Below are 19,441 nucleotides of genomic sequence, written 5' to 3' on the forward strand. Positions count from 1 at the left end.
AATGGAGTTTACTGTTAAATTTTTACGTTATGATCAATGTGCTGATAGCGGACGACCATCAAATGTTTATTGATGGTTTAAAGGCCTTGTTGAAAGACCTGCCAGGAATTAAAGTAGTGGGTGAAGCCTGTAATGGGAAAGAAGCTATTCTTCATTGCAAGGAAAATCAGGTTGATCTGGTGATTATGGATGTGAATATGCCTGAAATGGATGGTGTGGAAGCAACAAAAGAGTTGAGTAAAACAAATAAGAAGCTTAAGATTCTTGGTCTTTCCATGCATAGAGACCGACACTTTATTTCCGATATGCTAAAAAGTGGAGCAAGTGGGTACATACTAAAAAATACCGGTAAAAAAGACCTGGTAGATGCCATTCACTCCATTCATAGCGGAGAAAGCTATGTCAGTGAAGAAGTGAGTAAAATACTTTTGACCAGTTTTTTAAAGGATTCTGCAAAATACGAGGTGAATGAACGCTTATCCGGAAGAGAAACCGAAGTGTTGGAATGCATTGCAATTGGACTTACTACGCTTGAAATAGGCGAGAAACTTTTTATCAGTAAGAATACGGTTGAAACTCATCGGAAAAACTTACTCTACAAGTTAAAGGCGAAAAACACGGCTGAATTAGTAAATAATGCCTACAAAAAAGGACTGATTAGTTAATAGGATACTAATTCATTTTTCTTGTACAATCTTTAGACAAGTATAGCTTAGCGAATAATTACCACTGGTGATTATGACAAATCCCTATTTTCAGGGATGGCAATCCTTGTTATTAAAAACATATTTGTACATCATGTTGCTTCGGTTATGCCCAGGCTCTTTCCTATTAAATTAATACTGAATGCTTTTATTGGCAGATAGTGGGTCTACTAAGACTGATTGGAGATTAATAGATAAATCAGGCGAATGCTTAGTATCACTTAAATCAAAAGGACTTAATCCTTATTTTCTGGCAGCAGATGAAATTAAAAAAGAACTTAGAAATAAGGTGCTTGACAAGGTTTCAGATGTGGATAGAGTTGTTTTTTACGGAGCAGGCTGTGGGCATCCTGCCAAAGCGGCTGAATTAGCATGCGTTCTGGACGAATTAATTCCTACCCAAGTTCCTGCTGAGGTAAACGGAGATATATTGGGAGCGGCAAGAAGTTTACTTCAGGGAGAAACAGGCATTGCATGTATTTTGGGAACAGGAGCAAACTCCTGTTTGTACGATGGAAAAGACATTATAGGTGGTGTCCCTTCTTTGGGTTTCATTCTGGGAGACTACGGAAGTGGTACAGTATTATGTAGGGATCTTATCCGTGAACTACTTCAGGGTAGTCTAGGGGATGACCTTCGGGAAGAATTCTTTGTAAAGTATGAACTGAATCAACGCATGATTCTGGATAAGATCTACAACCAGCCCCGAGCCAATCGATTTTTGGCTTCATTTACTCCCTTTCTACTCAAACATGCTTCCAACCAAGTCATACATTCAATTATTTACCAGAATTTCCGGCAGTTTTTTGAATATTATATTATGCCCTATAGAAAATCCCACAAATCTGTTCCCCTTGTATTTACAGGTTCTATAGCTTACCATTTTGCTTTCCACCTGAAGGCTGTTGCTGATGAGTTTGGAGAATCCATCCAAAAAATAGAGCAGAGCCCTATGGATGGTCTGGTAAATTATCATTGCCATACCTTCGCTAATTATTAAAGAAATCCCTTCCACTCCCTGATATCAATGAATCTTGCTACCGAATCACCTTCTTCCTACGATAATTTAGAATCCATGCCTTTAGGGGAGTTGTTGGAATCTATTAATCAAGAAGATCAAAAAGTAGCATTCGCTGTTCAGCAGGTAATTCCTCAAATTGAAAAACTTGTAGCCAATCTGGTTGAAAATTTCAATGCTGGAGGGAGACTTTTTTACATAGGCGCAGGAACCTCCGGAAGATTGGGCGTGCTGGATGCATCTGAGATTCCACCAACATTTGGAGCTTCCCCGGAATTGATCGTTGGGTTGATTGCCGGAGGCGATAAAGCTATAAGGACTGCTGTCGAAGGAGCAGAAGATGATGTAAATCAAGCTTGGATTGATCTTTCCAAGTATAAATTGAATCAGAATGATGCGGTAATAGGAATTGCTGCATCCGGCAAAACGCCTTATGTACTTGGTGGACTTAAAGTAGCACAGAAGCATGGGATTTTGACAGCAAGTATTTCATGTAATTCCAACGCACCAATTTCTGCCTATGCAACCCACCCGATAGAAGTAGAAGTTGGAGCTGAGTTTGTCACAGGTAGCACTAGAATGAAGTCCGGAACTGCGCAGAAAATGATTCTGAACATGATCAGTACCAGTCTTATGATTCGCTTAGGCAAAGTGAAAGGCAATAAGATGGTTCATATGCAGCTCAGTAATACCAAACTTGTTGATAGAGGAGTACGGATGATTGTATCAGAAATACCTTCCATATCTTATGAAGAGGCTGCAGCATTATTGGAGACCCATGGCTCCGTGAATAAGGTGATTACCGCATATTCCGAAGGCTAATAGCTAGTTCTGTTAGATTCTAACTGACGGGGATTATAAATCTGTCTAAAAATAGACCAATTCCGTGTTTTGCTTCTTAGTTTAGCACTAGGTGTATTTCTTAATTTCCATTTTGTTTAGATGCAAAGCTCAATCATAAATAGCGCTTCGGAAGAGCTATCCATTCATAATCTTTTATTGGATCAGCTAGATGGATATTTGAAGAGGATGCTTCATCCTTCGAATACCTTATGGAACGGGGCAGTAATTATCGGTAAAACCGGTGCCGGTAAGACTTTTTTAATTGAAAAATACCTGCAAAACTCAAGCTTTGATGTTTTGATCAGCAGTCAATCTCCCCAACTTCAGCATGTTCCCTATGCAGGCTTGAAATTGGCAATTGGAAATTACTTAAGAACCAAGTTCAGGGAGATGGATCCAGAGACGTTTATTTCTTTTTCGGAAGGTTTAAACGTTGCATTGGGCGAAAATTTCGCTTTGATGTGTGAATATATTCCTGAACTGATGATGCTGGGGACCAATGGTGGTAAGCAAGAGATTTCCAATACTCCCAAAATGGAAAATCAGCTGTATTACTTATTTAAGGTGCTTTTTGAATATTTCAGTGATTTTTCAGAACGGGTATTGATTCTTTTCTCAGATGATTTGCAATGGATTGACGGTTCCAGTGCAAACTTACTGCAGTACCTGCTTACTCATATACCTCCATCCAAATTGCTTTGGTTAGGTGCAGTTCGTGATTCGGAGGAAGATATGGGGCAAGTTGATCAATTGATTGGATCACTCGGCTTTGACCAAAAACATATTCAAAGGATAGAATTGGGAGAATTTACCCTGGATCAGAGCAGGCTTTTTATAGAGCAGCTGTTGGGAGGTAAATGTGAGTCAACTACAAGTCAGCTGATTCATCAATTAGGGAAAGGGAACCCGGCACTATTGACCACATTAGTAGATGCGCTTATTCAGGAAAAACTTTTGGAGAAAGACAAAGAGGAGTGGAGAGGCAATGTTCCAAAGATAAAAGCTCGATTTCAGGGTGTTAACTCTACTCAATTTTACCAGGAGCGGCTAAATTCCCTTTCTGATTCGGCAAAAAAAATAGTAGGATTGAATGCCTGTGCAGAGCGGCTTTCCGAAAATGATCTTAAACTCCTTTGTTCTGATATTCCGGATGCCCAAAGTGCTTTAGCTCATCTTAATTCTGATGGAGTATTAGTCCTTCAGCATGGCAAATATGTGTTTTCTGAAAGCTATTTTCGGGAATTTATTTATTCCAGACTCACAAATAAAGAGAAATCACTTTACCACTTTCAGCTGGCAAAAGTTTTACTCAGGGATAACTTTAGTCTGTTGAGTAACTCTGATAAGGTAATAATTGCTCAGTATTTACAGTTGGCATCTGACAGTATTACTAGTACTGGAGAGAAAGTACATGCTGCAACCATCTTATTGGAAGTAGCGATGATCCAGAAAGATGAAAATGCATATTCCCAGGCAAAGGTTTTTCTAAAAGCTTCGCTTGATCTCTTGAAAGGACTACGATGGGATGAAGTAAATGAAATTCTTTTTCAGGCGCATATAGAAAGTGCTAAAATCGAATACCTGCTCGGTGAATATGATTTGGCTGAAATCAAACTGGATTTTTTGATTGAGCATCTAAGTATTCAAAAGCATAGAGCAGAGGCTTTTGAATTGAAGATTGTGATAAATAACCACTTGGGCCGATATCGGAAGGCTGTGGTTATTCTTCAGGAAATATTAGGGGAACTCGGTATTGAATTACCTTTAAATGAGCGGGAATTAAAAAAGCAAATCCGGGTCTTTCAAAAACATGTCTCCCTGCAAAATTCAAAAATAGATACGCTTTTTAAACAAGAAGAGGAAGAAAGGCAATCTTCTATTCTTCGATTATTATACATAGGAGGTATGGCTATGCACCATACTTCGGAAGCTCTGATGACCTGGGCTGCACTACAGCTTATTTTGCGATCGCGATACTTTAAACTCCCTAACGTAAGTACCATTGGCTATGTGAGTTATGGAAGAATGCGGATTATTGCGGGGGATCTTACTGAGGGATTTGAATTTGGGAAAATGGGGCTTGAGATTAATACAGCTCTAGGAGATCTTCAATACAGATGTAGGGTATTGGGTGTTTTCGCATTTTATATCCAGCCATGGAAAAGGGCCTTTGATGAGAGTACCATACTTTTGCAGGAAGGAATGGAAGTAGGTAGAAAGTCAGGCGATCTTATAGGCTTATACATTCTGAAAACGCACCTCTTTAACCTTCACTTTTTGAGTGGAAAGCCAATTTCTGGACTTTTATCTTTTGATTTCAGGGAATCCTACCCTGGAATGGAATTGACCTACTACATCACGCATTATCAAAAGGAGCTGATTCGATATTTGACTACTGAAAGTCCCTTTCTATCCCTTCCTAAACAGCATCCAGGTGGCCTGGCGGCAAGGTTGACTTTACAGGAGGAGCGATTCTACAGGAACTATGTGCTGGCAAGATATTTTTTCCTTTTTGGATACTACGACCAGGCAAAAGCTTGCGCCGAGGAAGCGAATCAAAACAAGAAATTACAAGAAGCCTCACCCTTAGTTCCTGCAAATATTCTAATTCTGAGTTTGTCTATAACTCAGAACTGGGGTAACCTAAAGGAGGAAGAAAAGCAGGGAAATCTAGTTTGGCTGAAAGGGGTGTTTGTAGATTTAAGTACTTGGTATAATCATGCACCAGATAATTATGCTTCTGACTATTGGTTGCTCAAAGCAGAAATTGGGAGAGTATCCGACGCAAATGAATTACAGATTGAACAGGATTATAAACATGCATGCCAATTTGCCGGAAGTAATCTTTATCAAGCTGCCCTAGCCAATGAATTGACCGGAAAATATTACCTGGCAAAGAAAGACTATGACTCAGCAAAGCTTTATTTCCTGGAATCTGTAAATAATTATGAATTATGGGAGGCAAAAAGGAAAGTTAGGCAGCTGGTAAGGCAATTTTCATTTTTGTTTGATTCTAAGATCAAAGAAGAAAATCCTTTGGATATAGAAAATATCCTTAGAGAACTTGGTGGTGAAATGGACGCAGAGCTTCTCTCAAAGAAACTATTGACTATTCTGCTTAGGATTTCTGCATCCAGTGGTGCCGCTATTCAATTAATAGAGGGAAAAGGACAATTTGGTCAAAAGGGAGAGATGCAGCTCCTCAATAAACCTTTAAGAAAGCGTGAAATTTTTGGCGCAATTGATTTGTCGGGAATTTTTCTAATGTCATACAGGACAAAGTCTCCCTTGATTTTTGATGAATTGGGGGTTGACAACGGATTTCCGCAACTTCGTCTGCTAAGTGAGGCTGGGATAAAATCCTGCATGATTTTCCCTGTAGGGATTTCAGATAGCCTCTCTATGATCATTTATTTGGAAAGTAGTTTTTGTAGTGCTAATTACTCAAATGAAATTATCCGGTGGGTTCGAATTCTAGCAAGTCAAGGCGGAATAATTCTAGAAAATGTCAGGATCTATGAAAAGAGTTTGTTGCTCAATCAGGAGATTAAATTGGAAGTAGAACAAAAGCAGGAGCTAATGACTTTAATTGAGAAACAGAAAAATGTTCATATTAAAGATTTGCTGAAAGTACAGGAATATGAGCGGGAGAGGATAGCTGGTGAGTTGCACGACAGCTTGGGATCGCAACTTTCTACCATAAAAATTCGCTTGGCAAACATGTTTGATAAATACACAGAAAATCAACTGCAACAGGAGGGAATAGAAACCTTGGATAAACTGGATGCTGCCATAGGAGAGGTGCGGAAAATTGCGCACCATATGTCTCCGGTATCTTTAAGGAGGTTTGGCCTTCCATCTGCATTGCAGTCACTGGTAGAGGATATAAATGAATCGACGCCAATTATTGCGGAACTACAGGTTCTAGGGTTTGAAAGAAGGTTGGAAGATCAAATTGAGTTGACTGTTTATAGGATCTGTCAGGAGCTTATACAGAATGTTTTGAAACATGCTTCGGCAAAACATCTCCGGGTTCAATTAATAAATCATGAGGATACTTTAAATATCACCGTTGAAGACGATGGAATTGGTATTCAGAAAGATCGAAAAAACTGGGGGATGGGCTTAGTTGGGATTGAAGCAAAAGTCCAAATGCTTAAAGGCACATTTGCCATTGAAAATCAACCAAATCAGGGGTGTTTATTGGTTATTGACTTGCCTGTCAATGCTTAATTTCTGCTTCGATCTAATTGAATAATTATTAAATACGTGGTTTTTGGAAGTGCATAAATCAATTGGAACCACCGACATCACCGCTCTTGGAAGTATACCGGCAGTCCTTCTGACCTATGCAGGCTATGCAATCAAAACAAGTAAAGTGCTAGTTAGCATCGCCCATCTCACTATAAATGAAGAAATGCTGAAAGAGAATTTAATAAGCTCTTTGAACTAGCTTAGTTAGTCTTTAATAAAATAACCCAGGCAAAAATGCTTGGGTTATTTTTTATCAAATTTTCAAAACCGGTATTATTTTTTGATGTTCCAAAAGTATAAATAGCTAAATCTTAAGGTAAAGAAATCATGTGGTTAGACTTCACGAAATAGGACTGAGGCATTATGACCTCCAAACCCAAAAGCATTGCTCATGGCAGTTTTTACCTTTTTTTCTAAGGGTTGATTCAGCACAATCTGGGTTCCTTCTGGGATTTCAGGATCTAAATTCTCATTGTTTATTGTCGGAACTATGATGTTTTCATTGATGGATTTGATGGCCAAAATAGCTTCAATAGCTCCGGCAGCCCCCATTAAATGTCCGGTAATGGATTTGGTAGCACTTAGCCAAAGATTTTTTGACCCTCCGAATGTGCTATACACTGCTTTTAATTCTGCAATGTCTCCAACCGGAGTAGAGGTAGCGTGCATGTTTAGATAGTCTAGATCCGAGGTATTGATTTTTGCCTCTTTCAGGGCTAATTGCATGGCTTTCTTCGCTCCTAAACCTTCTGGATGGGGTGAGGTAATGTGGTAAGCATCGGCAGTCATTGATGCCCCCACCAGTTCAGCATAAATTTTGGCTCCTCTTTTTTTCGCATGATTATATTCCTCCAAAACCAATGCTCCAGCCCCTTCACCTATTACAAATCCGTCACGGTCCCTATCAAAAGGACGGCTAGCACTTAAAGGATCTTCGTTTCTTGTAGACATGGCTTTCATGGCAGAAAATCCTCCTACAGAAGTGGGAGTGATTGGTGCCTCCGAACCACCAGATATAAATACTTTTGCCTTACCCATTCTGATGTAATTAAAAGCATCCATAAATGCTGTGTTTGAAGTTGCACAGGCAGAAACTGAAGTATAGTTAATTCCTTGCAAGCCAAATTTCATGGAAATCATACCAGATGCCATGTTGACTATCAAGCGTGGAATTAAGAAAGGACTGAAACGCGGAACATAATTTCCCGATACATAATTTTCAACCTCATTTTCGAAGGTTTCCATTCCTCCCTGACCCACTCCCCAAATCACTCCGATGTCAAAAGGGTCTAGCTTATCAATCTCCAATCCTGAGTCTTCTAATGCCTGAGAGGCACTGTATAAGGCATATTGGGTAAAAAGATCGCTGCGCTTAATCTCATTTTTATCCAGATATTTTTCCGGATGGAAATCCTTTATTTCAGATGCGATCTGCGTTCGGAATTTTGATGCGTCAAATCGGGTAATGGGACTCACATTGCTTTTTCCCAAAAGGCTGTTGTTCCAAAATTCAGATACATCTTTTCCCAAAGGATTGATGGTTCCCATGCCGGTTACTACTACTCTTTTCATTTTATTACTTCGGTTTTGAATAAATTGGAATATCCCTTGGCAATCAGCCTGGTGTGGTTTGAATTCCAGATCTCACATTCGGCATTGACAAATTGCTTTCCTTTTTTGAGGATTTTAGTTTTCGCCACGATGGTTTCTCCCAACTTGGCGGCAGAGAAATAATCAATCACGTTGTTGATCGTGGAATAGAAAAAGGGCTCATTAAAGGTAAACATGGTGGCACCCAGGATATCGTCTATGATCGCCGCAGTCACTCCTCCGTGTAGATTTCCAACAGGGTTTAGCCATTCACGGCGGATTTCATATTCAAATTCCAATGCTCCCTGTTCAGCACTTTTAACAGTTGGTTTTAACCAATGCATAAAAGGAGAAGGCGAGTCAGAGAATCCTTTCCCTATTTGGTCTTTCATTAATTCTAAAGGATTCATTTTTTTGGCAGTAAGATGTGTACCAATTTTTCAATTAATGGACCTATCAAAAGGATGGCGGGAATCACAATTAAATAGGCAATACACCATGATTTTAACCAGATTCCCAAATGAAGATGAGGCCAGCCTAAATTGATCCCGATCAATACAAAAGATATAATACCAGTCGTGACAATTCCCATTACAAGGGCAAATGCAATTTTCTGTTTCATCACTATTGCTTGTCTGAATAGGATGATTTCCTCAATTATGCTTTAGAACCATTCATTGCAAGAAGTGCATCATCAGGGGAGGAAAGATAAAGGCGGTAGATGTCTTCGGTATTTCCCACACGGATTTCATAATTATCGCTTTCGAAAGCTTCAAGAAACTGTTCTGCCACAACCGTAGGGGAGATTCCGTTTTTTCCACCAATCGGTGCAGAAAAGTCTGTGTCAACCAAAGGAGGCATCAATTCAAATACCTTTACAGAGCTATCTTCATTTAATGCCAATCGTAAAGCTTGGGTATAGGAGTGCAAAGCTGCTTTACTTGCGGAATAGGTGGCTAATTTGCCGGGAACAAAAGCAACAATAGAGGACACATTGACAATCGCAGCGGTTTCCTGTTTTTTAAGTAAAGGCAATAGTTTTTCATTCAATCGGATTACCGACAGGTAATTGGTTAACATCTCGTCCGCAGCAATTTCAGCTGCATTTACATTTTCAGTTGTCAAGTCATAAAGTACTGCATGTCCTGCATTGTTAATAACCATATTGAGTTGGGGGAATTCTGACTTAATCTGTGCAACTAGACTATTTGTATCCTCGGAATCAGAAACATCTGAAACAATAGCAGTTACATTTTTAAGTCGAGCTGCTGCTTGTTTTAAGCGCTCAGGGTTTCTTCCTGTGATAATAATACTGTTTCCCTTTTCGGAAAGTAGTTTGGCAAGTTCAAATCCAATTCCGGCGCTACCACCTGTAATCAAAATAGTGTTTTGTGAAGTGTTCATAAGGTTAATAATTAACGGTTTATAATTAATATACCAAACGGTATATTTTTGATTAAATTTTTTTATGCAAGTAGTTCTGCTGTAATGATTTTTTGTACCCTGTCCAATGCCTGGTTCAAATGTTGGCGATTTTCTAAGGTTTTAGATACTAAAATCCCTCCTTCAATAAGCATAATAAACAATGAAGCGAGTTGGGCACTGTTTACATCTTGTTTGAATTCTCCATGTTCTTTTCCCAATTCAATGGTTTTTTCGATTCTTGAGCTGAGCTTAGTGAACGAATGCTGCACGGTTGGTTTCATAAATGGGAGAGCATCATCCATTTCTGTTGCAGAATTTAGTAGGGGACAACCACCTTTTTCTAACAAGGAATCCCAGTTGTTTCTATAGAAATCGGTGAAGGCAAGAAGCTTTCTATAACAGCTGCTCTCTGCATTCATAGCTGCTTCCATTTTCTTGGCCAACTGACCTGAGTTGTGCTTAAAAACTTCAATTGCTACTTCTTCCTTGTTCTTGAAATTCCCGTAAATACTTCCTTTGGTAAGCCCGGTTGCTTTGGTCATGTCAGATAAAGACGTTCCTGCAAATCCATTTTTATTAAAAAGACTTGCCGTACTTTCTATAATAAACTGCCTTGTTTGTTCTGCCTTTGACATGATTCGAATTTCTTTTTGAATAAGTCTCTCAAAGATATATTTTTTATACCAAACGGTATATTTTTTAAAAAGGTTTAATCATCGGGAGATTTTTTTTTGGTTTTACACCACTAAATGGTTTAAGCTTGATTTAAATAATTTAAACTCACTAAAGTAAATTGTTGGAATGTTTGACAGGGAAACTGAAAAACACAGTGTATTTAAAACTCAATTGCACAATTCTTTCGTGCTAATAATAAAAAATGAGTTCTTGGAATTAGAGAAGATTAATGAAAATAACTCATCAAACAAATGCCTTTATCTTATCTAACATATACTTTTTACCCAGCATAAACTGACAGGTAACCATTGCACTGATGGTAACGCCTAGCACACCGTGAAGCACAATGTTTTGACCAGTGAGGAAAAGATTATCAAGTTTGGTGTTGGCACTAATGAATGACTTTACCGGGGCATTGTAATCTTTCTTTATCCCATATAGTCCACCTTCAATAGCTCCAATATAATCCCGCTGAGTCAAGGGTGTGGCAGTATAGTAATTCTCGATACAATCGGAAAAACCTGGGTACAATTTAGACAAGGCATTTATTAATTCCTCAGCCTTTTCTTTCTTGAATCTGACATACTCTTCTGACCTTTCATTTTCGCTAAGTGTGGTGTTGAAGCTATCCTCCCATTTCTTTACATCTTCATAATTCATATAGGCAATGGCAGTAAGCGTATGTGCATACGATGTATCATTGTTGGGTCTAGAGTTGAAAATTGCTAAACCTTTCACCCAGTTTTCTGAATCGTAATTGTGGGCACTCCAAACGTCCTGATCAATGAAATGATAGCGGTTGTAATTGGAGAATTTGAAAGTGTCTGGCTTTAGTTTGATGTAAAGGATAAAAGAAGAAGTTGTATTTTCTAATTGCAGCATGCGGTTGACATTGACTTTTCTTAAACCATCTGTATTGAGAAGCCTAAAAGTCTGTGTTGGGTGCATGTTAGATATAAATTGCTTTCCTCTTACATGTTGCCCATTCGAAAGTGTTACATGTTCAACTAATTTGCTGGAATTCTCAATTTTGATTACCTCTGAGTTGATGAAGATTTCACCTCCCATTTTCTTAATGTCCTTGCGAAGCTGCTTAGAAATTTGATCACTGTGCTTTAGTTTGTAAGCACTGCCTATATAGGAATCTATGATCAATGCATGTATATAAAAAGGGGAAGTGTCGCCATCCCCGGCATAAAGCAAATTAGATCCTGCAAGAACTTGTTGAAGCTTTTGGTTGCTGGTACAGGATTCTATGACCTCTTTGGCGCTTAGGCCAAAAACACTCATTTCATCTGTTTCAGTATAATCTATATCCAGATTGTACCACTCGAATTTTTCGCATATTCTTTTAATTTCTTCACAATATTTCCGCAATCCCTCTTCCTCATGTGGGAAATACTTCAGCAATTGCTTGACGAAATTATCGTATCCTTGCCCATGTGGATAAAGGATTTCATCATTTTCAAAGGAAATTATATCGTACCCATCTTGGTCCAAAAGCTCTTTTTCTACATTGTCCAAGAGATTGAAATATTTGAAAAATGGGTAAAGCGCCTGACCCTTTTCCAGTCCACCGATGTAATGTACACCTGAGTCGAACTTCACTTTGTCCCGTTTGAAAGTTTGGAGATTTCCGCCTATCTGGGCATTTTTCTCCAAAATACATACTGATTTTCCCTCCTGGGCGAGTACATAGCCGCAGAGTAAACCTCCTAATCCTGAGCCTATAATGACAACGTCGTATTCTTCTTTGATCCTAGGCATTTCTGTTGTCAATTATCTTTTTTGGCTTCCTGCTATTTTCCCGGAAAAGCAGTTTTTGGATGGCTGAAATGGAAGATTTTTTCAAAGTGGGCTTCACTCGAAGCTTTGCTTGCAAGCTTATAATCAACGTAGCGGAATCTTCCATGGTACAGGAATCTGGTAGGATAATACTTACAGAATCTAAACCGTTTTCATCCTGATCTATCTCTATAAGATAAGGGCTTGCACATGGGTGTAGATGAAGCACTTCTTCGATCTGAGTTGGATAAATAGTCGTTCCTTTCAATTTGATCATCTGAGACAAGCGACCTTCGATTGGTCCAAGCCGAGGTGTATTTCTTCCGCAGGCACAAGGTTGCGTATGTTTTCTGGCCAGATCCCCTGTCTGGAATCTTACTAGAGGCATCGCTTCAATCCCCAATGGGGTAACAGTCACTTCTCCGATTTCTCCGTCAGCGACTTCGTTTCCATTTTCATCCAAGATTTCCAAAATGATCAATTCAGGAAGTAAATGCCCGCCTTTCTTCTCCTGACATTCAGTAAAAGCTGTAGCCATTTCAGTAGAAGCATAGGTAGATCTTAGATCCATATTCCAGTGATTTGCAATATTTTTTGTCAACTGATTATCGCTGAAATCAGCATATCTCAAAGGTTCTCCTATGCACAGGGCTTTGGTGATTTGGTGTGGAATAGATCTTGAATTTGCCCCCAATTTCTGAAGAAATGAAGGTACAGCGATCAGGGCAGTGGGATTGATTTGCTTGATCATTTCCCAGTGGAATTCGGGAGTTCCTTGCCCGGCACGCAAAACTGCCGCACCTATTTTTGTCAAACCTAAATAATAGGCCATTCCCGCCATAAAGCATTTGTCCAGCGTAGTGGTGATTTGAACGGTGTCGTCTGGAGTGAAATCAGCTATTTCCAGTGAACGGGCTTCATTATAAGCCAATCTTTCCAAGTCATTTTTGCTGAGTGCTATGCTCAATGGCTTTCCAGTAGTTCCTGAAGTGGTGACATATTCTACCACTTCTCTCGGAGCAATACTTAAAAAATCGGAATTGCAGTCAGCTAAGTCCTTCTTTGAAGTTCTGATGAATTTGGATAAATCTGAAAGTTTGGAGATTCCTTTAATATCGTCTTCGGAAAACTTGTCTTTGTAAAACGGTGAGTTGGCCAAGGTATAGCGAAGATGCTTCTTGAGAAGCTCCACCTGTAAGTTTTCCAGCTCGTCAGTTGGTAAATAATCAATGCTTTTGTCTGAAGTGAATTTCATTTTTCAAACTACAATTACAACTGCCACGGCAGTTTGTGATGTGTGACTAAGTGTCAAAAGTATATCTGAATAGCCCGCCTTTTCAAAATGAAGCTTTGTATTTCCATGCAATCTAAGTTTCGGCTGTCCAGATTCAAGTTTTGTAACTTCAATCTCATGGAATTGCGCATCATTTGTCCAGCCCAGGCTAACTGCTTTCATATAAGCCTCCTTCGCAGCAAATCTCGCTGCAAAGCATTGGGCAGCATTACCCTGCGCTTGGCAGTACTTTTTTTCTTCAGCCGTAAAAACCAAGTCCACAAAATCCTGCTTTTGGCATTTCTTTGTCATCCTGTCCACCTCTACTATATCAATGCCTATTCCCCTCATTTGATTTTAGCTAAGTTTTCGCTGATATGCGTACTGATCCCAAGGTATGGTATTGCTTTGCTTTGAGCTTGCTGGTAGTATTTTTTTGCTTTCGCAAAATCATCCTGCTCAAAATAAAAGTCTGCGAGCAGTAAGTAAAGTTCGTAATACTCAGGATTTGTAGTGATCCACTTTTCGGGGAAACCGTTTTCATCTATTTTTTGCTTAGGATTTTCCTTGAATTCAGCTCTTAGAAGCTTGTATTCGCCATAATTTGAAAATCCCTGACTGTTGTAAAATGAATCTTGAGCCAATCGCAAGGAGTCTATTTCAGGAGAGTTTTTTGGATCAAAAGTCCCCAAGTTTTTGATTGAATTGACGTCATAGGCATTGAATACATTTTCTTGAAAAGGAGCTGCAGAAATGTAGGCTATCCCTTTCAAAGGCTCAAAAATCACTGAATGATGCGCCAGCAATTGATTGATCGCCATGGGATTTCCTGCTCCTAGCTCCTGATTATTGACGCCTTTCTGGTCGCGGATATAACGAAGTGTGTTTTCTACCGAAATGATAGTATCTTCTTCCGTTAGTTGTTTCATTCGTTCAAAACGTGGCATGGACTCTGAATCCCGAATATGATCTAAATTGATTTCTAAATCCTTATAGAAATCACTTTGGAAGTGATTTGCTACGATAAGCTCATTGCCTTCAGGATAGAAAATCGCCGTTTTCTCTGGAGTTTTTTCTATGACAGCAGCCTTTTTGTCTATGGCTGAAGCAATGGTAAAAGACTCCGATACAAAGACCTCATACTTGGAAATAATTGCATACGCTTCTTCAATCGTGGAAGCGTATTGGATCACATCCCGCGCAATAATCGAAACGGGCGTGGAGCTTTTGGTGGGAAGCTCTGATGGAAGTGCATTAAGCGTGACAGTTAGACCTTTTTCATTCATTCCTGAAACGACTCCGCTGAAACCTCCCCAGGTCACAGAGACGAAGTCGTAACCTTCGCTAGGATTGACGAACAGAACGATTTTATCCTTGGCAAACTCGTCTCCGAAGTAAAAATCAAAATTCCTTCCCAAGACCATTTGTGCTTCCTCTTGCTCAAAATCCCATTGAACTACAGCCGTGCAGGCTACCAAATTCATGTTTTGAACCATGTGTCCGATGTCATGGGCGGCGTGATAATTCAAAACCCGATTGTATTTGGGGCCTACGTAAGAATATTTGTCCGAGAAGCTCTGTGATGCCATGTAGATTTCCTGTAGGTATTCCTCAGGAATATCCTCATCCAGATTTCGATTGAACCAGCCGATTCCGAGCTGCATAATTGTCCGCATGATTCGGGAAGGAAGCATCTTTTCGATTTCACCTACAAAAGCATCTTCCTGACTTTGGATTAGTTCTTTGTGCAGAATTCCCAATGCAATGCCTCGTTCATATGGCGTGCCTTCTATATAGCTTTCCCAATTTCCAGATTCGTTTTTGCGAAGCCAATTGTTTTTGTAGCGAAAAGTGGTGGCATTAATAGTTTCCCGTTCTGGATTCTGAGCATGAACTTCTGGTAGTTTCGGGGCAGGATAAACCGTGATTTTAATAAAAACTATGGGTAGAATGATCAACAGAGATATAACTCCGGCAATAATGAGTTTTTTCTTCTGCAATTCTAGTCTAATTTTAGGAGCCTGATTTTTTGGGAAAAGAACAGGTGTTTTTACATTATTTAATCATCAAAGTTATGAATTTATTTTACTCCCTTATTCTTACGTTTCTTGCATTTTTTCCAAGTTTTGAAAATGAGCACTTGGCGAAAAATAATGATCCGATTACCTGGATTGGCATTGATTATTCTGTTGCCAAATTTGTAGGAGCAGCAGGATTTACTGATGCAGAAGAATTGCCAAAGTACTTACTTGCCTGGAACGATTTTGTGATCACTGAGCCTGATAAATACGATGTAAAAAAGGCATTAGGCGTTCCTTCCGTTACGATTGATCTGGCTTATACCTATGCGACAAATAAAGAAGTAGACACTAAAGCTATGATTCAGGAAGAGGCTTATGAGATTTCTCAAGAGCAGGCAGAAGCTGTAGCCAAGTCTTATGATTTGTCTAAGATTGAAGGGACTGTGGCGCTTTTAGTTGCAGAGTGCTATAATAAAAAGGTGACAAAAGGATCGCATTGGTTGGTAATGATCGATGCGCAATCCTCCGAGATTTTATCAGCTGAGCGATTTGTAGAAAAGCCCGGGGGATTTGGGCTGAGAAATTACTGGGCACGTACGATCTATGAACTGCTAGGATCTAAAGAGAAGGAAGTCAGAAAGAATAAATAGAATTCCTAAATCTTCTCCCAATAAAGTGAAGTTGGTATATAGTAGAACTGTTCTGTAAAGGTTTAGTATGAAGAAAATAGTAGTGATAGGAGCAGGGCCAGCTGGAGCAGTTGCCTCAAGTTACCTTGCAAAGCAGGGTTTTGAGGTGATTGTACTAGAGAAGGAAGGTTTTCCAAGGTTTGTAATTGGGGAAAGTTTACTCCCAAAATGCATGGATGCACTGGAAGAATCCGGCCTGATCACGCCATTACTTGAGAAAGGTTTCCAAAAGAAGATGGGGGCTTCCTATTTTAATAGAGCTAATCAAACCTGTAATTTCCTATTTAGTCAGCAATTCTCTAAATCATGGGATTGGACTTGGAATGTGCAAAGGATCAATTTCGATCAGGCTTTGGTGGATGCTGCCTGTGCCAATGGGGTTAAGTTTGTCTTTGGGAGTACTGTAACCGCTGTAGAGATAGAAGGAGAAAATCGATCAGTAACCTTTCAGTCTCAGGATGGTGAGGAAACTAAAATTGATGCGGCTTTTGTATTGGATGCTAGTGGCTATGGTCGCGTGTTGTCGAGGTTGTTTGGCTTGGACACCCCTTCGGTTCAGAAGCCGAGAGGAGCTGTTTTTGCGCATTTTGTGGATCAAAAGAGAACCGGAAGAGAGGGCGATGATATTTTTATTTATCCATTTGATGAGAAGAATTCCTGGATTTGGGTGATTCCATTTTCAGACGGGACAGCCAGTGTGGGCATTGTGTCTGACACAGAAGACACCAAAGCGTACTCAGCGGATGACTTTGCAGCATATTTGAAGTTTGTGCAAAGTTTCGAGTTGCTCAATGGAAGATTCACCGAAGCTACTTATCAGCGTGATCCCACGATGATTTTGGGTTATTCTGTAGGTGTGAAAAGCATGTTTGGTGAGGGTTTTGTGCTCTGCGGAAATTCCACTGAATTCTTAGACCCTGTATTTTCCTCCGGCGTTACCTTGGCCACAGTTTCAGGTTTGAAAGCCGCCAAAATGGTGGAAAAGGAATTAAATGGGGAATCAGTAAATTGGCAAAAAGACTATGAGGAAAAGATTAGGTATGGTATCGAAGTGTTCAGATCCTATGTCGATGGCTGGTACAACGGCGAACTCCAGACAATTTTCTTCAATCCAAAGATCAACCCCCAAATCAAAGCTCAGATCTGCTCTGTCTTAGCTGGTCATGTTTGGGATGTCTCCAATCCATTTGTGAAAAAGCATAAAACAATACTTTCTACGCTTGCGAAAGTAATTCAGATCGAGAATAAGGGGACGGAGGAGGAATCTGGAAGAGGTTTGGGTGATTGTGGTGAAGTGGAGATAGGGTAGTGGGATTTATATTTATAGAAGTGTTAGCGTATATTGAAAAAGAAGATGATAATTGGTAGTAGAAAAAATATCTCATTCGAATTGACAGGAATTAATCCATCTGTATAACTATCGAATCTGAACTTTTATTTGGGAAATAAATTGATTTCTAACGAACCAATTTATCTACCGACCTACATTTCATCTTTCCAAAATTTTCTTGATGATATAAAGAACAAACGATTTAGGAACATCAAATTTGAAGATTTATCATCCAAACAAGTGTATAAAACTCTATTGAAAGAACGGGATTCAGACGAACCCCAATTTTTCAGACATTTATTTCAACTTGATGAAACTATCGATCAATATACAATTTTCGGTTTTCAGGCGAACGAGATGACAAGGTTTGTATGGACTTGCTGGGACGAAAACAATTGTAATTCAGAACATGAACTGAATGAGGTTTACTCTGTTGAATTACCTACTAAAGAACTGATTTCAACAGTGGATGAACTAACAGAAAGATTAAATAAACAACTCGTTAACAATATATAAATGCATTAAAACACATTTTTACATTTAACGTTATCATTAATTAAACCTAAAATGCATATAAGATTTTCCTTAAAGGGATTGGAATTGATATATTCTTTCTAATTCCACTCCGACGATTTTTTATATTCCATTTTTCAATTTGAGGAAATGGATAACACAAACTTCGTGCAATGGCAGCTTTAAACAGGTATCTATAATTTTATCCAAAATTTCTATCGTTTCCGATTAGAGTAAACTCGGTTTGGTTTGTTTCCGTTTTTCGGAAACTTTTACTTAAATTGGTCGTATGCATGTAATAGAAACCTCTTCGGGGTCTAAGCACCAAATTGAAATAATCCCTTTAGAAGACGGTGACTATAAGTCTTTAACAAAAACCCGATATTTCTTTGATTGGAAAACCGAACAGGGATATGAGGTGTATAAATTACGGATTGCTGGGTCATTTGACGTTTTGGGTATCATTTCTCTAGAAAGAATTCCTCAAGAGTGGAGAGTACACATTAGACTTTTGACCGTGTCAATAGAAAACAAAGGAGAAGGCAAACAGTATGATATGATTGCAGGAAATATGATAGCATTTGCTGCAAAAATTGCTGTTAGAGAATATGCGGAATATGCTTGTGTATCCTTAAAACCAAAGAGTCAAATTGCCCAACATTACATTGACAGGTATCAAATGAGGATAACGGGGATGACGTTAAGTATTGAAGTGCCGGAAATATTGGATTTAATTAAATCATATGACAATGAATAGTAATAAAGATAATGTTCTTATTGAGGATGCTGAATATGGGTTAGATTCATTATATAATTCAGATAAAGAATATGAATCAGAGGCTACTTTGTTAATGGAAGCGCGGTTAAAGAGGATGAAAAATTTGTCTAAGGATCAAATTATTCGCGCTAAACTAATGCAGTTAAAACTTAGAATGGAAGAATATCTTAAAGAACCTATTTATGATAATCAAAACCATTTTTCTGATTTCTTAAAAGTATACGTTGATACAATTTATTCAACGAGAAGTATGTTTGCAAAAGATATTAATATTACTCCAATTAGACTTAGTCAAGTTATTAATAATCACCGAGAACCAAAGGAGGAGTTCATTATGAAGCTAATGATTCATTCTGATAAGGTTTACCAAAATATATGTGATTTTCAGATGGAAACTTGGTATCAAGTCTATTTTCATGAAAAAATTTGTGATACCATGTCAAGTCAAGATAAGTGGAAACCTAAACTTGCCAAGGATATCAAGTTGAGTGAATCATTAAAATAAAATATAGGTAACAAAAAGGTTTTAGTTGCGTTCGTTGG

General features: G+C 38.9%; 17 protein-coding genes. 8 read left to right on the top strand and 9 right to left on the bottom strand.

All coding sequences use genetic code 11. The features are described from left to right. Positions 1-29 precede the first annotated feature (29 nt). From AACZ87_RS02120 to AACZ87_RS02135, 4 genes are all read left to right on the top strand, one after another. Positions 30-665 (top strand): response regulator transcription factor, encoded by a 636-nt coding sequence (locus tag AACZ87_RS02120; protein ID WP_339864383.1) that lies wholly within the window; start codon positions 30-32, stop codon positions 663-665. A gap of 181 nt (positions 666-846) precedes the next feature. Beyond that, entirely contained in the window at positions 847-1,704 is an 858-nt protein-coding gene (locus tag AACZ87_RS02125; RefSeq protein ID WP_339864385.1) for an N-acetylglucosamine kinase, read from the top strand. Positions 1,705-1,731: 27 nt separating this feature from the next. Then, positions 1,732-2,544, top strand: coding sequence for an N-acetylmuramic acid 6-phosphate etherase (gene murQ, locus AACZ87_RS02130; protein ID WP_339864387.1), 813 nt, complete (start codon positions 1,732-1,734; stop codon positions 2,542-2,544). 120 nt (positions 2,545-2,664) lie between these two features. Beyond that, positions 2,665-6,798 carry an AAA family ATPase gene (locus AACZ87_RS02135; RefSeq protein ID WP_339864389.1) on the top strand — a complete coding sequence of 1,378 codons (4,134 nt, stop codon included), beginning with the start codon at positions 2,665-2,667 and terminating at the stop codon, positions 6,796-6,798. Between the two features lie 354 nt (positions 6,799-7,152). On the opposite strand, the gene fabF is transcribed toward AACZ87_RS02135, so the two are convergent. From fabF to AACZ87_RS02180, 9 genes are all read right to left on the bottom strand, one after another. Further along, positions 7,153-8,391 (bottom strand): beta-ketoacyl-ACP synthase II, encoded by a 1,239-nt coding sequence (gene fabF, locus AACZ87_RS02140; RefSeq protein WP_339864391.1) that lies wholly within the window; start codon positions 8,389-8,391, stop codon positions 7,153-7,155. Next, positions 8,388-8,801, bottom strand: a complete 414-nt coding sequence (locus AACZ87_RS02145; protein ID WP_339864393.1) for a PaaI family thioesterase — start codon at positions 8,799-8,801, stop codon at positions 8,388-8,390. The genes fabF and AACZ87_RS02145 overlap by 4 nt, the downstream gene beginning before the upstream one ends. Before the next feature lie 14 nt (positions 8,802-8,815). Next, complete coding sequence (locus AACZ87_RS02150; protein WP_339864395.1) at positions 8,816-9,031, bottom strand: DUF2798 domain-containing protein; 216 nt, start codon at positions 9,029-9,031, stop codon at positions 8,816-8,818. 35 nt (positions 9,032-9,066) lie between these two features. After that, entirely contained in the window at positions 9,067-9,813 is a 747-nt protein-coding gene (locus tag AACZ87_RS02155; RefSeq protein WP_339864397.1) for an SDR family NAD(P)-dependent oxidoreductase, read from the bottom strand. 62 nt (positions 9,814-9,875) lie between these two features. Continuing rightward, positions 9,876-10,469: a TetR/AcrR family transcriptional regulator gene (locus AACZ87_RS02160; RefSeq protein WP_339864398.1), complete on the bottom strand. Its 594-nt coding sequence runs from the start codon at positions 10,467-10,469 to the stop codon at positions 9,876-9,878. A 283-nt stretch (positions 10,470-10,752) separates the two neighbouring features. After that, entirely contained in the window at positions 10,753-12,276 is a 1,524-nt protein-coding gene (locus tag AACZ87_RS02165) for an NAD(P)/FAD-dependent oxidoreductase (protein ID WP_339864400.1), read from the bottom strand. Then, a complete protein-coding gene (locus AACZ87_RS02170) occupies positions 12,269-13,549 on the bottom strand; it encodes an AMP-binding protein (protein WP_339864401.1) in 1,281 nt (426 codons plus the stop codon). Before AACZ87_RS02170 ends, AACZ87_RS02165 begins: the two co-directional genes overlap by 8 nt. A gap of 3 nt (positions 13,550-13,552) precedes the next feature. Next, on the bottom strand, positions 13,553-13,918 hold the full coding sequence (acpS, locus tag AACZ87_RS02175; RefSeq protein WP_339864403.1) for a holo-ACP synthase: 366 nt from the start codon (positions 13,916-13,918) through the stop codon (positions 13,553-13,555). Beyond that, positions 13,915-15,567, bottom strand: coding sequence for a C45 family peptidase (locus AACZ87_RS02180; RefSeq protein ID WP_339864405.1), 1,653 nt, complete (start codon positions 15,565-15,567; stop codon positions 13,915-13,917). Before AACZ87_RS02180 ends, acpS begins: the two co-directional genes overlap by 4 nt. A gap of 74 nt (positions 15,568-15,641) precedes the next feature. Between AACZ87_RS02180 and AACZ87_RS02185 the strand changes: the two genes are divergently transcribed. From AACZ87_RS02185 to AACZ87_RS02200, 4 genes are all read left to right on the top strand, one after another. Further along, a complete protein-coding gene (locus AACZ87_RS02185; RefSeq protein WP_339864406.1) occupies positions 15,642-16,238 on the top strand; it encodes a hypothetical protein in 597 nt (198 codons plus the stop codon). A gap of 67 nt (positions 16,239-16,305) precedes the next feature. Next, a complete protein-coding gene (locus AACZ87_RS02190) occupies positions 16,306-17,586 on the top strand; it encodes an NAD(P)/FAD-dependent oxidoreductase (RefSeq protein ID WP_339864408.1) in 1,281 nt (426 codons plus the stop codon). An 823-nt stretch (positions 17,587-18,409) separates the two neighbouring features. Continuing rightward, positions 18,410-18,877, top strand: coding sequence for an N-acetyltransferase (locus AACZ87_RS02195; RefSeq protein WP_339864410.1), 468 nt, complete (start codon positions 18,410-18,412; stop codon positions 18,875-18,877). Next, positions 18,870-19,403: a hypothetical protein gene (locus AACZ87_RS02200; protein WP_339864412.1), complete on the top strand. Its 534-nt coding sequence runs from the start codon at positions 18,870-18,872 to the stop codon at positions 19,401-19,403. Before AACZ87_RS02195 ends, AACZ87_RS02200 begins: the two co-directional genes overlap by 8 nt. Positions 19,404-19,441 lie beyond the last annotated feature (38 nt).

Source organism: uncultured Algoriphagus sp. (assembly GCF_963974365.1).
In the GTDB taxonomy this organism is placed as follows: domain Bacteria; phylum Bacteroidota; class Bacteroidia; order Cytophagales; family Cyclobacteriaceae; genus Algoriphagus.

Coding starts and splice junctions, on each gene's coding strand:
- AACZ87_RS02125 (WP_339864385.1), top strand. CDS start 847: ATGCTTTTATTGGCAGATAGTGGGTCTACTAAGACTGATTGGAGATTA.
- AACZ87_RS02170 (WP_339864401.1), bottom strand. CDS start 13,549: ATGAAATTCACTTCAGACAAAAGCATTGATTATTTACCAACTGACGAG.
- AACZ87_RS02195 (WP_339864410.1), top strand. CDS start 18,410: ATGCATGTAATAGAAACCTCTTCGGGGTCTAAGCACCAAATTGAAATA.
- AACZ87_RS02185 (WP_339864406.1), top strand. CDS start 15,642: ATGAATTTATTTTACTCCCTTATTCTTACGTTTCTTGCATTTTTTCCA.
- AACZ87_RS02200 (WP_339864412.1), top strand. CDS start 18,870: ATGAATAGTAATAAAGATAATGTTCTTATTGAGGATGCTGAATATGGG.
- AACZ87_RS02145 (WP_339864393.1), bottom strand. CDS start 8,801: ATGAAAGACCAAATAGGGAAAGGATTCTCTGACTCGCCTTCTCCTTTT.
- fabF (WP_339864391.1), bottom strand. CDS start 8,391: ATGAAAAGAGTAGTAGTAACCGGCATGGGAACCATCAATCCTTTGGGA.
- AACZ87_RS02135 (WP_339864389.1), top strand. CDS start 2,665: ATGCAAAGCTCAATCATAAATAGCGCTTCGGAAGAGCTATCCATTCAT.
- AACZ87_RS02120 (WP_339864383.1), top strand. CDS start 30: ATGATCAATGTGCTGATAGCGGACGACCATCAAATGTTTATTGATGGT.
- AACZ87_RS02160 (WP_339864398.1), bottom strand. CDS start 10,469: ATGTCAAAGGCAGAACAAACAAGGCAGTTTATTATAGAAAGTACGGCA.
- acpS (WP_339864403.1), bottom strand. CDS start 13,918: ATGAGGGGAATAGGCATTGATATAGTAGAGGTGGACAGGATGACAAAG.
- AACZ87_RS02165 (WP_339864400.1), bottom strand. CDS start 12,276: ATGCCTAGGATCAAAGAAGAATACGACGTTGTCATTATAGGCTCAGGA.
- AACZ87_RS02190 (WP_339864408.1), top strand. CDS start 16,306: ATGAAGAAAATAGTAGTGATAGGAGCAGGGCCAGCTGGAGCAGTTGCC.
- AACZ87_RS02150 (WP_339864395.1), bottom strand. CDS start 9,031: ATGAAACAGAAAATTGCATTTGCCCTTGTAATGGGAATTGTCACGACT.
- AACZ87_RS02155 (WP_339864397.1), bottom strand. CDS start 9,813: ATGAACACTTCACAAAACACTATTTTGATTACAGGTGGTAGCGCCGGA.
- murQ (WP_339864387.1), top strand. CDS start 1,732: ATGAATCTTGCTACCGAATCACCTTCTTCCTACGATAATTTAGAATCC.